Source organism: Arthrospira sp. PCC 8006 (genome assembly GCF_046480465.1).
GTDB lineage: Bacteria > Cyanobacteriota > Cyanobacteriia > Cyanobacteriales > Microcoleaceae > Limnospira > Limnospira platensis.
This window is the reverse complement of the sequence record NZ_PKGG01000124.1, coordinates 1-15,143: the sequence shown is the minus strand read 5'-3', so window position 1 is coordinate 15,143 and position 15,143 is coordinate 1. Positions and strand designations below refer to the sequence as shown.

Genomic DNA, 15,143 nt, shown 5'->3' with positions numbered 1-15,143 from the left:
GCTAATAGAACAATTGATGTAGATTCAACTGTGGTTAGAACTACAGGTAATCAAACTTTAACAGGAATTAAAACATTTAACATAACAAATAATCCAGTAACTTTTGCAACTAATGAAAGTTTTCCTGATGGAAATATGCTTATTGATTTTAATGTTTGGAGGGGGTTTGACATCCGCCGGATAGGCTCTAGTGCTGGTTCGGCAAATTTAGTACTAAATAGTAGAGTTGGAGCAAATAGCTGGGCGTTTTCTCATCAAGGGAATTATTCTATGGAATTAGAAGCAGATGCTAATCCTAGAGTATTTATATATCATGGTATTAATTTTCATCAAAGCGATTGGCGAGCTGTTCCTAACGATAGATGTTCAATACAAGTATACAACGGACAGACATATTTTACAAAGAGCTCAACTCTTTCATCATCTGGAGTACATACTAGATTTAGAGTAGGAGGCACAAATGTATCTTATATTAACGATAATGGAGACTACGTTAAAGGTAGCTCTGATATTAAATTCAAAACAATTTTATCAAAACCAACTATAGGGTTAAGCGAAATTAACGCATTGACAGTCACGTGGTTTAAGTATAATGAACTTGCAGCATTTCATGGCTTTAATCCAAGTACAGAACAATTTGGTTTAATTGCTCAAGAAGTACAAAATATATACCCTAACGCAGTTGAAGTGGTTGAAAATGACCATACAGATAGCCCTGAAGTTGACGACAAAAAAATAGATTAYTTAACAATYATGTATGAYAAACTRATACCATTAGTGATTACGGCAATTCAGGAATTATCAGAAAAAATCGACAAATTGGAAAATATGCTAAACACTCAACAATAAATTAACAGATAATGCCTAATGCGCTTAATATATCAGAGAGTAACTGGTTTAAGGTTTATGAATTTAATTTTAGGATAGAAGATGATAGTACTCTACACGGTACTAAAAAATTACCTGACATTTCTGGCAGTAAATTTGTTAGGATATTATTTGACGCTGAAAGTGTACCCGTGTACTGGAAAATGGCAGGGTGGCTTAAATTCTATGCCTACAATGATGTGAAGCAGAATATGATGGTTAAAAAAGAGACTATATGGCATGAATATCAAATAATTGAATCACCGCCGTACAGCAATTTTTACGCTTCATTTTCTCCACTAGAAAGGATTAAATGGTTTACACTTCATTTTTGGAAATTAATATAAATGAACTTAATAATAGTTGAACTAGGATTAATTATTGTCGCGATTATTATCAGTATGTTCATTACGCATACAGGAAACTTACTTATTGAGAATAGGTTAGACGGTATCCAAAATAGCCTAAATTATTTGATTAGATATGTTAATGATTTTATACCATCAACAGTTTGTAAAAAACAGTTAGAAGATAAAAAGCAATCACCCCATCTCCCAATCAACAGAGATGATATTGATGATGATGGTTGGCGTAAACCCTAACAGCTAACAGATAACACCTACCCCAATCACTTAAATGGCCCCCTATGGTTTCTGACTGTAGGGGGTGTCTATGTATTTTTTGCCAGTAGGCCTGTTGCAGTAGGCCTACTAAAAATTTATATGAATGCTTACCCCCCTAGTTTACCCACAATAAACACCCTAAGCCAAAACCTTAACCCGTCTATTAGGGGTAATCATCCCGTGCGGAACTCAGTACCCCTATAAATTGGAGACTTGTCTAGCGGTATGTAGGTATCGGTTTCGATGGGGAATCAATTCTCTAGAATTATGTAGGTATCAGCGAGAGATGACGAAACAAGTCACCAGTTGAAAAGTTGTTTAGGGGTATCGGGTTGGTTCCGGTAGGAGATAGTTTAGATAATGCGATCGCATTTTGTTGGTAGCGAGTAGGCTCCTCAAGATTTCACCAATAATCTGACTACCACAGGGAACCAGGTAGGCGGTCTGATATCTTTGTACATTGATAGGGGTATCGTTGTACATTGATAACCTAGTGGGTTCCCCCTATGGGTTGTTTTTGAGCCATATCCTCCCCCTAACCGAAACAGACATATTAAGGGAACTGACCGTTGCGATAACAGTCAACAGTGACGCTAGGAACCGCTAGGCTTGCTGTTGACGGGTATCGCTAGGGAAGTACCCTATCGGTGTTTGGTTAGGGGGAGATAGTAGGCATTTGACAGATTGATTAAGTTGTGCTTATTGATTAACCCGTCAATAATTAAGATTTGTTACTAAGGGATATGCACTAATCGTCCCGTGTGCTAAGACTCAATGGAGTGCATATTGAATGTAACGGTACGACTAACGGGTTAGTTAATTTCCTCCTATCGCAATAATGATAAGGGTTTAAGTTAATCGGAGAGGGTGGGATTCGAACCCACGAGAAGCTTGCACCCCTAACGAATTTCGAGTCCGTCGCAATCGACCATCTCTGCCACCTCTCCAGGCATTTCCAAGCTCATTAATCATTATAGCATTTCCCAGGGAAATTTCAACAAAAAAGCTGTAGGTCTTGGTTGGCCAACAGACACAGAAAAGCACCCCACTCTAATGCTGCGAACTGGTTGGACTCCATTTTAGAGATCGGCGGTTACTTCTGCTGATTTTCTAATTGCATAGGGATTCGGGATCAACTCCCCCCTGATACTCGCAGGTAAAACCATTTTCACACCAGGAAGCCATATCGACTTCTCGAAGGTGAACAACATCAGAACAACTCGGTTGCCAGATCTGGCTAAAAAAAAAGCCCAAAGGATGGCTCTGCTGAGGTCTAATATGGTTTTGAGCAGAGATTCTGTGTTCCCGGGTATCCCGGATTCTTCTACTAATTCCATTTCTGGCCAAATCCCATGGGCTCCTAACATGATTTTAGCCATCCATTGGGCCCTGGGAAGGTGGGTATCTGAGGTGAGGATTTTTACATGGCGCGCACCCCATTGGGTGAGTAAGGGTTGACTAAACATATAATTCCCGAAGGTGGAGTTGGCACATTTTTCTAACCAAACTCCTTGGCTGGGGGCTTTGTTACGCTCAAATAGCTTGACAATGCAGGGGTCGTCGGAACCTTTAGAAATGATAATGGGGATTTGTGGATATTCTGTGGCTAGTTGGGAAACATAGATTTCTCGGCGGATACTTCCCCCCAATACTAAGAAGGTATCAACGGGTTCTCTAGCGGACGATCGCATTATTAACAGGTGATTGACCAGTCCTAGACTCATGAATAACATTAAGGCGCACGCTGCTATGAGCAAAATTTTGACTCGGCGGCGCGCGCCTTGTCTAATCAACCTGGGGGTGTTCTGAGGCTTACTCATCTAAGGCTTCCCAAATCCTACTGCTATAATGTCAAGTTGTGGAGACTTCCGCCGGCTGATACGGAATCCAATTAATAGCATGAGCATACCCAAAATTTGGCAACAATTTTTTTTCTTAGGTTCCCTAAGTTTCACGGTGACTGTCTGTACGATGGCTGCTGCTGAATCTCCTAGTTACCAACAACAACCCAGGAATGCTTATCCTCAAGAGTTTGTCAGCAATTATGTGAGCAATTGTCGTGAGCGATCGCAGAGGTCAGGGCTAACCCCCCAACAAGCGCAAACTATCTGTCAGTGTACCATTTTTGAGTATCAAGATCGATTTTCGATTGAGGAGTTTGTGGACATCCTACAGCAACTTCAGGAAACTGGACAAGCCCCAGATGAATTGGTGGATGTAGCTTTAACCTGTAGTGCGAAACTGGAAAATAATTAAGGGGATGATGGTAAGGGCGCTATGACTAATCATTAGCGCCCTGAAACCGTCATAAGAAGTCGAAATAACTCGCGTCAATATCCAAAAAGAAATTATCCTGAACAACCGCTAACAGTTGCTGAGTACCATCTAGGGTGGTCTGAATAATTGCCGTTCCTTCTGGTAGACTAACATTGGTAGCAACAGATAGCTCCTGGGATGGAACTAATTCATGATTTTCTCTGCGTCCCCGTAACATCACCGTATCTTTCTCTGGGTCAAAATCACCGATCAGGGTGTAACCTCTTCCGGCGCGACTTATTCCCACTAGGGTATCATTTCCTTGGTCACCAAATAACAGATCATTACCACTACCGCCCACTAGGTAGTCGTCTCCCTGACCGCCATAGATGGTATCATTACCGCCGTCACCATAAATTGTATCATTGCCCTGGTTGCCAAATAGCAGGTCGTCATCTGCGCCACCGTAAATGATATCATCACCGATATCGCCGAATATGGTATCTCTACCTTCAGCCCCTGATAAGATATCATTACCCTGACCGCCATAAATCAGGTCATCTCCCCCTTGACCATCTATGAAATCATCACCCATAAATCCGTAAATGGTATCATTACCGCCGCGACCTAGGATGACATCATTCCCATTGGTCCCAAATAACTCATCGTCGTCGTTAGTACCAATTTGAGTCGTGGCTGGACTCAGGGGAGGCAATTGATCAAAATGATTCTGAAGCAGGAAAACATTATTGCCAGGACCACCAAATAAGGTATCTATCTCATCTGTCGATACACGGGGAGGTACAGGGGTTGACGGGGTTGACGGGGTTTCGGTATTGGTTAGATTTTGAATTAGGTCTTCCATGGGTATAAAAAATAAACAACAACTCGGACTTGGACTATGTTTTCTGCTACCCTGATTTTAGCTCAGGAAACCTGGCTAAAAATCCGATATTTGGGTCGGCATGGTCATTTACTTGTACAACATGAACATTCTGGCGATTTATTAAGAAAATATAAAATAATTTTCCTCTAAATCAAAGCAGAAAACGTCCTTGACTAGGGCAATTAAGTCAAAATCTCCTTGGCGATTTTGGCCGACAATTGCTGTACCGGGGGGTAATTGTTCGGGGGAAAGTTAGAGTCGAAAAGTTCCTCGGAAGTCCGTTAACTGGATGATATCCTCATCCAGAGCAAAGTGATCAATTAATGTATAACCAGGAACTCGATCGCTAATACCCATTAAGTATCATCCCCCCTATCACCCAATAACAGGTCGCTACCTGTTTCACCCACGAGAGAGTCATTACCTTGACCTCCGTAAATGGTATCATCATCTCGGTGCTAGTATTAGGTATGTACCAAAGTTGAAGACAGATTCAAAAGCGGCTAACCACGGTTCAAGTGTCGTGATTGTAGACCACAGTTTGTTGAAAACCCCACCAAAAAAGTGATTCACCAAGGAACACGGTCTCTGATTGACCGTTTGCGGACTGAGGGAATTCCCCAGGCTGGAATAGCAGGAACCGTCCAAGTGCCTGAACCCTGGCTGCCAAACTACGTTAATCAGAAATATGTCTCTGTACGCCGCCAAGTCCAGGTAAGGCGCAAAAAAAAGGGGGTTTAACAATACCTTGAGGCAAGGAGTGTCTCGCTTAGTAGGCAAGGCCTTGTCCTTTTCCAAGTGTTGGCAGAATCACATTAGTGCCTAATGGTATTTTATCGATCGCCACAAGGCATCATTACTTCTTTGAGGAATGCCAAAAAGTCCCATATTTATGGATTTCGGTAATAATTAAAACTGGAGACTGTGTGATTTTCATCATAGCAATTAGTTCCCCCTCAACCAAAACTCTAGCGGCGCACAATCAAACACCCATTCTAACCCAAAATTATTGATGGTTTTCACCATAATAATATCATCAAAATTCACCTGGTTTAACTTGCAGACAAAATGCCATTTTATCTCCGGGTTATTTTCCCCGGTAATTGTTTCCCGATAAACCAAGAGAGTATTTTGATAAACCAAAATTTCGGAAACCTGACCACGGGGGTTAATTTCGGAAACCCAACCCCCCAATTCCAAAACGCCATCAGCGGTAAGATTACACTGTTCAATTTTTCCGATAGGATGATGATAATATCGAAAATTCTCCCAAGTCATGGTCGGATTTTTCGCCAAAATATATAGGTCTTGATACCGACAAATTCCCTGGGGTATGCGATGATAAACAGCCTGATGTTCGGAAATATCAGCCATGGTATTAGCGACAAAATTTTCGCCGACATAACTGGTTCCATATTCCCCCAAGTCCAAAGTTCTGCTTTCACTATTCAGACAAAATAATAACTCGGAATCATCAATCATTAAATGAGATGGTAATAAACTGCGGTCATGGACGCTAAACAATAATAAACCATTGGGATTAAGTAAGCCATATAACACCCTCAACCAATGGGAAAAAGTAGCTTTGGGGAGATGGCTAAAAAAAGAACAAGCCAAAATACAGTCAAAACTCTGATTACAAAGATAGTCTTTTGGCTGAGAAGTAGACACAATACCATTGACCCCAAACTGTTCAACCTGAAACTTTACCCCCTCGGCATAAATATCAGAAATCCAGACTTTATCTGAGGGTATTTCTTGCACAAAAAACCTGGTAGAACGTCCATAGCCACTAGCAAAGTCTAAAAATGCACTAATCTTATTAAAACCGCCAAAATGCCAATTAACCACCTGTTTTACAGCATCAAATATGCGAATACCATTGCTATAATAACGAATGATCGCGCGTTCAGGAAAGCCTTGATTTTGGAGGGCAAATAAATACATTTCATCCTGATTGTCAATGGTTCCATTAAAGCGTTCAGGAAACTTAACTTGATTGTTAACAAATGTTTTAATTGCTGGCATTTCTGCACCGGATGTGGTATAATTCATGCAAGATAATCTTCCGATTTGTGATATTTAGCTGGTGGAGACAGTCTAGCAGACTGGTTAGCACATCTCAACCGGAAGGGGGCGGGTCTGGAATGGCGATCATCTGGTGGAGTTGAGAGAAAAGGTGATCGGAGGTTGTAAGATAAGATAAAGCTGTTGTTAACAACCCGATTCAAGATCATGAAAGTCTATGTCTTGCTGTTCAATGCCGGGACTGATAATGAGGGAATCCATACAATTCAGATGGGCGATCGCAATAAGGTGTTAATGTTTGAGGAGGAAGACGATGCCCTCCGCTTTGGTGGTTTGTTGGAAGCCCAAGATTTCCCCAGTCCCTGTATTGAGGCAATTGATGATGATGAAATCAAAGAATTCTGTCGCAGTGTAGATTATGATTGGGAGTTGATTCCGTCTGGGGCTTTAGCAATTCCTCCAGAAAATAATGTGGAGGAGTTTGAGTGGGAAAAACAAGGCAAAACCCAAGACGAAAGGGACTCAGAGGAATCCTCAGAATTTCCATCAGACGAACTCGACAGCATTCGCCGTCGCCTAGAAGGTTTACTTTAGCCTGATCACTTGTGAAGGACGAACAGCAAAAAATGACTAATTTGGAAACGCGGGGCCATTTATTGACGGAACAGGCTAATGCGAGTAGTGAAAACCTCGATCGCCTGACTTCCTTGGAATTAGTGGATTTGTTTAACCGCGAGGATGCTAGAACTTTACTGGCGATCGCCCATGCGCGCGAATCTCTGGCCCAAGCCATTGACCTAACTACACAAGCCCTAAAAAAAGGGGGGAGGTTATTTTACGTGGGGGCGGGTACCAGTGGCCGTTTAGGGGTGTTAGATGCGGCTGAATGTCCGCCCACCTTCTGTAGTCCCCCGGAATTGGTACAGGGGATTATTGCGGGGGGCGCAGGGGCTTTAATTCGTAGTTCGGAGGAATTAGAAGATAGGGTCACGGATGGGGAAAAAGCGATCGCCCACCGCCAAATCACGGAGTTAGATATCGTCCTAGGAATTACGGCGGGCGGCACAACTCCCTACGTTCATGGGGCGCTACAAGCAGCTAAAAGCCGAGGGGCAAAAACCATATTTATGGCTTGTGTTCCCAGGGAACAAGTGACGTTTGATGCTGATGTGGATATCCGCCTTTTAGTAGGTCCAGAAATCCTGGCGGGTTCCACTCGCCTAAAAGCGGGAACTGTGACCAAAATGGCATTAAATATTATCTCAACCAGTGTGATGGTTAGGCTAGGAAAAGTCTACGGTAATCGCATGGTTGATGTGGCGGTGACGAATAATAAATTACGCGATCGGGCGATGCGTATTTTAATTGATTTAACAGGTATGACTCGCCAACAAGCAGCCGAATTATTAGAACGCAGTAATAAATCGGTGAAATTAGCCCTATTAATGTATTGGACTGATTTGGATGCGGAAGGGGGAATTCAACTGCTTGATGAATGTCAAGGACAATTGAGAGATGCGGTGTTAAAGCATCAAAAATCATCATCATTGTGAATAATTATGCAGTCAACTATCTAATCCCCACTCTCAGGTTTTCGTCACTCCCTCACCGCCTAACCCCAGAGGGAGTTAGTTATCAATTATCAATTATCAATTAATGAGTGACTGTAACCCGTCAGAATGGCATGGTATTCTTAACCTGACATATTCCCAAAATCATGGCATTACCCAAGTAGTTGATAAGTATACCACGGCCCCCTATAAAATCCAACGCCCTTTTTATCCGCCAGGTGAGGAAATTTGCCATAGTGTAGCATTACATACCGCCGGGGGAATGGTGGGGGGCGATCGCCTTTCCCAAAACCTGCATTTACAAGCGGATACGAAAGTTTTATTAACTACGGCGGCGGCGAGTAGAGTTTATCGTAGCACGGGAAAAACTGCCAGCCAAAATGTTAAGATTAAACTAGAAAAAGGCGCTTATTTGGAATATTTACCACGGGAAACCATCATTTTTAATGGTGCTATTTATCGTCAAGATTTACGGGTAGAATTAGCCCCAGAAGCGACCTGGTTAGGATGGGAAATTACCCGGTTTGGTCGTTCAGCCAGGGGGGAAAATTTTGGACAGGGAGAGTGGCGATCGCACACGGAAATATGGCAAAATGAGAAACCACTATGGATAGATAGACAATGGCTTCCTGGGGGTGAAACCATTTTAGAGAGTCCCCACGGCTTAGGAGGATGGCCTGTAGTTGCTACCCTCACCTGGGTGGGTGAACCTGTTTCCAAAGAGACCCTAAACCATGTTAGAATGCTGTGGGGTGAACACCAAAGCGAAGGAGAAGCCGGGGCGACTCAACTGTTATCAGGGTTATTGTGTCGTTATCGTGGTCCGTCTAGCCAAGAGGCGATCGCCTGGTTTACCCAAATTTGGCAGTTATTACGCCCCAATTTATCAGGAAAAAACATCACTAAACCGCGAGTGTGGAACGTTTAATAATTTCACGAATTTAAGGAGTTGTGGATGCAACTATCACCCCAAGAAAAAGACAAATTGCTAATTTTTACTGCCGCCTTAGTAGCGGAGCGCCGTAAAGCCAGGGGAGTTAAATTGAACTATCCCGAAGCTGTCGCTTACCTATCTGCTGCCATTTTAGAAGGGGCGCGAGATGGTCGCACTGTGGCGGATTTAATGAGTTATGGAACGACTCTTTTAACTAAGGATGATGTTATGGAAGGGGTAGCGGAAATGGTGGACGAGGTACAGGTAGAAGCGACATTTCCCGATGGTACGAAGTTGGTAACAGTTCATAATCCTATCCAGTAAAACAATCACTATTTAATTAACTATGATTCCCGGAGAAATAATCGTTAAACCAGGAGAAATCGAACTTAATTCGGGTCGCGAAACTGTCAAAATCAATGTGGCAAATACAGGCGATCGCCCCATCCAAGTCGGTTCTCATTTTCACTTTTACGAAGTCAATCCCGCCTTAGAATTTGCCAGAGAAACAGCTAGGGGAATGCGCTTAAATATCCCCGCTGGTACAGCCATCAGATTTGAACCAGGAGACCAGCGAGAAGTCGAATTAGTGACTCTAGCCGGAAGTGGTGAAGTTTACGGTTTTAATGGGTTAATTAATGGCACATTATCACCAGAAGTTAAGCGGGAAAAACGCAAAAAAGATAAGTCCAAAAAAAAGCCTAAGTAAATCTGGGGAGTTAACCCGCCGCCAGCTTAAAAATAGCTATATTGTGATTAATTAGGAGCCAAAAATGAGTTATAGCATGGATAGACAAGCCTACGCGGAAACCTTCGGACCAACGGTAGGCGATCGCATTAGATTAGCGGATACAGAACTATTTATAGAAGTAGAAAGAGACCTAACTACTTACGGAGATGAGGTCAAATTTGGAGGGGGTAAAGTAATTCGAGATGGTATGGGACAATCTCCCATTTCTAGGGAAGATGGGGCGGTTGATGTGGTAATTACTAATGCCCTAATTTTAGACTGGTGGGGAATTATTAAAGCTGATGTGGGTATTAAAGACGGTAAAATCTGTAAAATTGGTAAAGCGGGAAATCCCTATATTCAAGACAACGTTGATATTATTATTGGTCCGTCTACGGAGGCTATTGCGGGAGAAGGTAAAATCCTAACGGCTGGTGGAATTGATAGCCATATTCACTTTATTTGTCCCCAGCAAATTGAAACGGCGATCGCCTCTGGAATTACCACTATGTTAGGAGGTGGCACCGGACCCGCCACGGGAACAAATGCCACTACCTGCACTCCGGGAGCATGGAATATTCATCGAATGCTACAGGCGGCGGAAGCCTTCCCGATGAATTTAGGATTTTTAGGGAAGGGAAACAGCGCCCAACCTCAAGGCTTAGTTGAACAGGTAATGGCGGGGGCTATGGGTTTAAAACTTCATGAAGATTGGGGAACTACACCAGCGGCGATCGATGTTTGTTTAACAGTTGCTGATAAATATGATATCCAAGTAGCTATTCACACAGATACTCTCAATGAGGCGGGGTTTGTAGAGAATACCATAGCCGCGTTTAAAGACCGGGTAATTCACACCTACCACACGGAAGGCGCGGGGGGTGGTCATGCGCCAGATATTATCAAAGTTTGTAGTTATAAAAATGTGCTGCCTTCCTCCACTAACCCCACCCGTCCCTATACGGCAAATACCCTAGAAGAACATTTAGATATGTTGATGGTATGTCACCATCTCGATCGCCATATTCCCGAAGATGTTGCCTTTGCTGAGTCCCGCATACGTCGGGAAACCATCGCCGCCGAAGATATCCTCCACGACCTCGGCGCATTTAGTATGATAGCCTCGGACTCCCAAGCTATGGGAAGGGTAGGAGAAACGATTATCCGCACCTGGCAAACCGCCCATAAAATGAAGGTACAAAGGGGGTTATTATCATCCCCAGAAAATGCGGCAGAAACCCATGATAATTTCCGGGCTAAACGCTATATTGCTAAGTATACCATTAATCCTGCTATTGCCCATGGAATTAATGATTATGTCGGTTCGGTTGAAGAGGGTAAATTAGCAGATTTATGTCTATGGAAACCGGCATTTTTTGGAGTTAAACCGGAAATCGTGATTAAAGGGGGGGCGATCGCCTGGTCGCAAATGGGAGACCCCAACGCTAGTATTCCCACACCCCAACCGGTTTATATGCGTCCGATGTTTGCAAGTTTCGGAGGGGCGATATCTGCCACATCATTAACCTTTGTTTCCCAGGCTTCTTTGGAGGGTCAAACCATGCAAAAACTGGGTTTAAAAAAAGCGACAGTTCCGGTATATAATACCCGCCATTTGAGTAAATTAGACATGAAATTAAACGATAGTTTACCCCATATAGAAGTAGACCCAGAAACCTACGAAGTCACGGCAGACGGGGAACTGCTAACCTGTGAACCCGCCACAGTTTTACCCATGGCGCAGCGCTATTTCTTATTCTAACTTCACCCTTTAGGCAAGGTTGACAAACTCTCCCAGAAGCAGGTAGAATAAATTAAGATAAGGTGGCAACGATCGCACAGTTACGTCCGTTAGCCTTAGGGCGATATAAAGCCCCATCAGCCGCCTTGATTACAGCCATGGGGGTAGTTCCATGTTGAGGAAAACAAGCAACTCCTATAGAGGCGGTGAGGGTGTTTAAATTTTGACCGTTATGGTTGAGACGCAGTTGGCTAATAGCAGTGCGGATAGCTTCAGCCCGATCGCAGATAGCGGGTAAAGACAATTATGGCATAATTAGAGTCATTTCCTCGCCGCCATAGCGACAAGCAATATCTGAACCGCGCACACTGTTTTTCAATACTTCAGCAACCACCCGTAAGACATAATCCCCTGCATAATGACCAAAGGTGTCGTTAAACTGCTTAAAATGGTCTATATCTAGCATGATCACACCAATGGGGTGCTGTTGACGTTGGGCGCGGAGAATCTCTTGATTAAAGGATTCTTCCAAATAGCGGCGGTTAAATAATCCAGTTAATGGATCTCGGATACTCTGATTTTGGAGGGTTTCTCGGAGGTTTAAATTAGCGATCGCTAAACTTAACTGTTCCGATACAGTGCGGGCTAATTGCTGTTTTGGTTCAGATCAAGCCGTGGCGGTTTTGGTAGCTAGATAAAATCATCCCAAAGTTTCCCCCTGAGCTACCATGGGAATACAAAGGGTAACCGCCAATTCTGTAGTGTTTTGGATATACTGACACCGAGGACCTGAGCGTTGATTTCCTACTTCATAGGGACGACCCCGGCGCAGTCCCCAACAATGCTTAGGGTCAAAATCAACTGCTGAATGCAAATCAGACCCCCACCGAGCCACATTTTCAACCCGGTTGCGGGAACTACAGGTTCTAAACAGACCACCCGAACACTCAGGGAAGAGCAAGGTGCGACTGGGCGGGCGATCGCCTCATAAGCCTCATCGACATTGTTACAAGCCTGCAAAAATTCGTTAATTTCACCCAAAATCACCATCTCTTGGTGACGCTGCTTGAGATCATCTAACCTTTGTTCCAACTCTTGATTAACTTGTTGGAGAGCCTTTTCTGACTGTTTAGTTCGGGTCACGTCCCGGAAAGTGACCGCAAAACCATCCCCCAATTTAACCGCCACATTTTCAAACCAACAGTCAATGCCATCATGTTGATAATGAAACTCATACTGGAAAGGTTCGCCGGACTCCACCACTTGGACTAATGCATCAAATAAACCATCAGTTTTATTTCCCGGCATTTCTTCTAATAATTGTTTACCGATTAATTTTTGAGGCGATCGCCCCACCAATTTGCCAGCCGTGGGATTAGTCAACAACCAGATAAAATCCACTATTTCCCCAGTCTCATCCCGCAGAGAACGAAAAGCCATAATCCCATCAAGGGAACTATTTAATACACTAGCCAACTGCGCCTCAGAAGTTTGTAAAGCCTCCTGTATTTCCACCATGTGGGTGATATCTGTCACCAGTTTAATGCAGCCGTCATATTGCCCCAGATCATCAAACAAAGGTGTAGCAGAAACCAAAGCCCAGACCACTTTACCATCACGGTGGCACAGCTTGGCGCGATGTTGACCCATTATACCCTGATGACGCTGGTTTAGATAAATTTCAGCCATCGAAGATCCTTCTGTGTCGATCAAATCTAGGAAAGACATTCCCAGCATATCCGTGACAGAATAGCCTAGCATTTTTGCCATTTGCTGATTGACAAAGCTGGTGTTATCTGTCTTATCTAAAACCCACACTCCCTCCTGGGTGGTTTCAATAATGGTGCGATATTTGGCTTCACTGTATTTGAGGGCTAATGAGCGCCTGTTTGCGATCGGTAATATCGTAATTAATCCCCGTCATCGCTCCGGGTACCGTCACTATGGTGCTGGACTATGGTTGCCCCTCGCAACCAACGCTTGATTCCATCGGGTCTAACAATACGAAATTCTATATTAAAAAAATTATCTTTGGCTATGGCTGCTTCCATAGCCTTTTCAACCTCGGTAATATCATCTCGATGGACTAGATTAGCCCAGTCTTGATAAACTGCTTTACCCTGCCAACCTTGCAACCCAAAAATCTCATACATCCGCTGATCCCAGTTTACCGTATCTTTGAGATCCCAATCCCAAGTCCCAATTTGACCTGCTTCTAGGGCGATCGAACCGATCGCCACTAACCAAAGATAGGGCCCATCTTACAAGGTGCATGGTTCATTCTAAGGACCACCTCTCATCCTCTACCGCCTCTACCACAATGCCACCATTCCCATGCAAGTCGATTTCGTACAATAAAACGCGATCACATTTCAGTAATCTTTGCACTTCATCGGCTGTTGTCTGTAGAATTTCCTTGAGTTTCAGCGATCGCCGAATCCGCAGGGCCATAGTCGCGATGATATGATCCCAAGTCTGTCTGATTTCGTCGCTGTCGCGCAGTTCCTGACAACCATTCTTTACCTGGTCGGCCCATTTACTATTTAAATCTCTCAAGGGTTGATTATTCATCTGTATTAGCAAATGCCTTGAGGGCTGACCTGATCGAAAAAAAGTCTATACAATGGCAATCATGGCAATAATTTTAATATTTGTAATAATTTTAACTGATTACCTCCAAAAATTAAAATCCCTCCTCCCTCAGGCGATACTTGCTTTTTTTAGCGGCTGATGCTATCATATTATATAATACAGATATGCACTAAATTATTTTTTTGCAATAATAAGCATTATTTAAGATTATGTAAATATGATATCACTAATCGCCGCCGCCTGTCAACCCCTCTGGCCGATTTCGGCGGGCTATTTTTTAAAAAAATTGACCAAAAAATCAACCCGAGATAATTTAACTGTAGAATAGAAGCAGGGAAGCCACAGGAGGAAATGATGATAATTAACCTAATTTATAAGTTTATTCAAATGGTAAATTCATGCACCTTGTCGGCGAGTCTTTCGGGTTCTCCGGAGAGAGGAAATAGCAAAATATTAGGGATGTTAGGATTATCAATCAACTCGGGTAATCGATTTAATTGTCTCTCGGTAATGGAAATACCATCAGAGGCTTCGACATAGACCATTTCATCATCAAAATTTTCTTCAGCATAAACCTGGATAAAAAAGCGATCGACCCCCCATGCTTCTAGGTCTGCGGCAAAATACTGTTTTGCCCAATAGGGGTTATGGTGGCAGATATCAAAACTAACTGAGGGGTTAGCGGCTTTCATTTGTGCAATCATATTGCGGACAAAATTAGTTAATTTAGGAGTGCGATCGATTTGACCTGGTAACTCATCATGATAACCCAAATAATCATCCCATTGGACTGCATCAATCTGGGGGTATTTTTGGACAAATTCAACCATAATATCAGTGAAAAATTGAGCGACCTCTGGGATGCCAACATTCAAGACATAATGATCAACTCCTGGGTGAGTGCGATCGACTCCA

General features: G+C 43.2%; 21 protein-coding genes, 1 tRNA gene and 1 pseudogene. 12 read left to right on the top strand and 11 right to left on the bottom strand.

The window, feature by feature from the left end:
• The 3 genes from B9T16_RS17140 to B9T16_RS17130 form a co-directional block, all read left to right on the top strand.
• The coding region (locus B9T16_RS17140) for a tail fiber domain-containing protein (protein WP_410245333.1) at positions 1–849 on the top strand (849 nt) is incomplete at its 5' end.
• Between the two features lie 11 nt (positions 850–860).
• Positions 861–1,214 carry a hypothetical protein gene (locus B9T16_RS17135; RefSeq protein ID WP_410245332.1) on the top strand — a complete coding sequence of 118 codons (354 nt, stop codon included), beginning with the start codon at positions 861–863 and terminating at the stop codon, positions 1,212–1,214.
• Positions 1,215–1,268: 54 nt separating this feature from the next.
• A complete protein-coding gene (locus B9T16_RS17130) occupies positions 1,269–1,469 on the top strand; it encodes a hypothetical protein (RefSeq protein ID WP_410245331.1) in 201 nt (66 codons plus the stop codon).
• Positions 1,470–1,808: 339 nt separating this feature from the next.
• Here B9T16_RS17130 and B9T16_RS17125 read toward each other — a convergent pair whose 3' ends face one another.
• The 3 genes from B9T16_RS17125 to B9T16_RS17115 form a co-directional block, all read right to left on the bottom strand.
• The gene (locus B9T16_RS17125) at positions 1,809–1,973 is read right to left on the bottom strand and encodes a hypothetical protein (protein WP_410245330.1); all 165 of its coding nucleotides are present in this window, start codon (positions 1,971–1,973) and stop codon (positions 1,809–1,811) included.
• 376 nt (positions 1,974–2,349) lie between these two features.
• Positions 2,350–2,437 (bottom strand) — tRNA-Ser (locus B9T16_RS17120).
• 132 nt (positions 2,438–2,569) lie between these two features.
• Entirely contained in the window at positions 2,570–3,310 is a 741-nt protein-coding gene (locus B9T16_RS17115; RefSeq protein WP_410245329.1) for a YdcF family protein, read from the bottom strand.
• Positions 3,311–3,389: 79 nt separating this feature from the next.
• Between B9T16_RS17115 and B9T16_RS17110 the strand changes: the two genes are divergently transcribed.
• Positions 3,390–3,746 carry a hypothetical protein gene (locus B9T16_RS17110; RefSeq protein WP_006616618.1) on the top strand — a complete coding sequence of 119 codons (357 nt, stop codon included), beginning with the start codon at positions 3,390–3,392 and terminating at the stop codon, positions 3,744–3,746.
• Positions 3,747–3,795: 49 nt separating this feature from the next.
• Here B9T16_RS17110 and B9T16_RS17105 read toward each other — a convergent pair whose 3' ends face one another.
• Positions 3,796–4,611 carry a calcium-binding protein gene (locus tag B9T16_RS17105; protein WP_410245328.1) on the bottom strand — a complete coding sequence of 272 codons (816 nt, stop codon included), beginning with the start codon at positions 4,609–4,611 and terminating at the stop codon, positions 3,796–3,798.
• Between the two features lie 36 nt (positions 4,612–4,647).
• Here B9T16_RS17105 and B9T16_RS17100 point away from each other — a divergent pair, with 36 nt between their 5' ends.
• The gene (locus tag B9T16_RS17100; RefSeq protein WP_286133295.1) at positions 4,648–4,782 is read left to right on the top strand and encodes a hypothetical protein; all 135 of its coding nucleotides are present in this window, start codon (positions 4,648–4,650) and stop codon (positions 4,780–4,782) included.
• 206 nt (positions 4,783–4,988) lie between these two features.
• Here the strand turns inward: B9T16_RS17100 and B9T16_RS17095 are convergent, their stop codons facing one another.
• The gene (locus B9T16_RS17095) at positions 4,989–5,072 is read right to left on the bottom strand and encodes a hypothetical protein (protein ID WP_126277583.1); all 84 of its coding nucleotides are present in this window, start codon (positions 5,070–5,072) and stop codon (positions 4,989–4,991) included.
• Between the two features lie 124 nt (positions 5,073–5,196).
• Here B9T16_RS17095 and B9T16_RS17090 point away from each other — a divergent pair, with 124 nt between their 5' ends.
• On the top strand, positions 5,197–5,373 hold the full coding sequence (locus tag B9T16_RS17090; protein ID WP_410245327.1) for a hypothetical protein: 177 nt from the start codon (positions 5,197–5,199) through the stop codon (positions 5,371–5,373).
• A gap of 204 nt (positions 5,374–5,577) precedes the next feature.
• Here B9T16_RS17090 and B9T16_RS17085 read toward each other — a convergent pair whose 3' ends face one another.
• Positions 5,578–6,687 carry a class I SAM-dependent methyltransferase gene (locus B9T16_RS17085; protein WP_410245326.1) on the bottom strand — a complete coding sequence of 370 codons (1,110 nt, stop codon included), beginning with the start codon at positions 6,685–6,687 and terminating at the stop codon, positions 5,578–5,580.
• A gap of 180 nt (positions 6,688–6,867) precedes the next feature.
• Here B9T16_RS17085 and B9T16_RS17080 point away from each other — a divergent pair, with 180 nt between their 5' ends.
• The 6 genes from B9T16_RS17080 (at position 6,868) to ureC (ending at position 11,657) form a co-directional block, all read left to right on the top strand.
• Positions 6,868–7,254 (top strand): DUF3110 domain-containing protein, encoded by a 387-nt coding sequence (locus B9T16_RS17080; protein WP_006616615.1) that lies wholly within the window; start codon positions 6,868–6,870, stop codon positions 7,252–7,254.
• A gap of 32 nt (positions 7,255–7,286) precedes the next feature.
• Entirely contained in the window at positions 7,287–8,213 is a 927-nt protein-coding gene (murQ, locus tag B9T16_RS17075; protein ID WP_014275603.1) for an N-acetylmuramic acid 6-phosphate etherase, read from the top strand.
• Between the two features lie 103 nt (positions 8,214–8,316).
• Positions 8,317–9,159: an urease accessory protein UreD gene (locus B9T16_RS17070; RefSeq protein WP_006619201.1), complete on the top strand. Its 843-nt coding sequence runs from the start codon at positions 8,317–8,319 to the stop codon at positions 9,157–9,159.
• A 27-nt stretch (positions 9,160–9,186) separates the two neighbouring features.
• On the top strand, positions 9,187–9,489 hold the full coding sequence (gene ureA, locus B9T16_RS17065) for an urease subunit gamma (RefSeq protein WP_006619200.1): 303 nt from the start codon (positions 9,187–9,189) through the stop codon (positions 9,487–9,489).
• 22 nt (positions 9,490–9,511) lie between these two features.
• Entirely contained in the window at positions 9,512–9,874 is a 363-nt protein-coding gene (locus B9T16_RS17060; protein WP_014275604.1) for an urease subunit beta, read from the top strand.
• Positions 9,875–9,938: 64 nt separating this feature from the next.
• Positions 9,939–11,657, top strand: coding sequence for an urease subunit alpha (ureC, locus tag B9T16_RS17055; RefSeq protein ID WP_410245325.1), 1,719 nt, complete (start codon positions 9,939–9,941; stop codon positions 11,655–11,657).
• A gap of 52 nt (positions 11,658–11,709) precedes the next feature.
• Here ureC and B9T16_RS17050 read toward each other — a convergent pair.
• The 5 genes and pseudogenes from B9T16_RS17050 to B9T16_RS17030 all read right to left on the bottom strand — a co-directional run.
• Positions 11,710–12,249 (bottom strand): annotated as a pseudogene (locus B9T16_RS17050) (GGDEF domain-containing protein).
• A gap of 191 nt (positions 12,250–12,440) precedes the next feature.
• Complete coding sequence (locus tag B9T16_RS17045; RefSeq protein WP_286131366.1) at positions 12,441–13,532, bottom strand: PAS domain-containing protein; 1,092 nt, start codon at positions 13,530–13,532, stop codon at positions 12,441–12,443.
• A gap of 14 nt (positions 13,533–13,546) precedes the next feature.
• Complete coding sequence (locus tag B9T16_RS17040; protein ID WP_006619194.1) at positions 13,547–13,876, bottom strand: PAS domain-containing protein; 330 nt, start codon at positions 13,874–13,876, stop codon at positions 13,547–13,549.
• Positions 13,877–13,913: 37 nt separating this feature from the next.
• Positions 13,914–14,207: a GAF domain-containing protein gene (locus B9T16_RS17035; protein ID WP_006619193.1), complete on the bottom strand. Its 294-nt coding sequence runs from the start codon at positions 14,205–14,207 to the stop codon at positions 13,914–13,916.
• 404 nt (positions 14,208–14,611) lie between these two features.
• Positions 14,612–15,143 (bottom strand): family 10 glycosylhydrolase (locus B9T16_RS17030; RefSeq protein ID WP_410245324.1); only part of this gene is annotated, 532 nt, incomplete at its 5' end.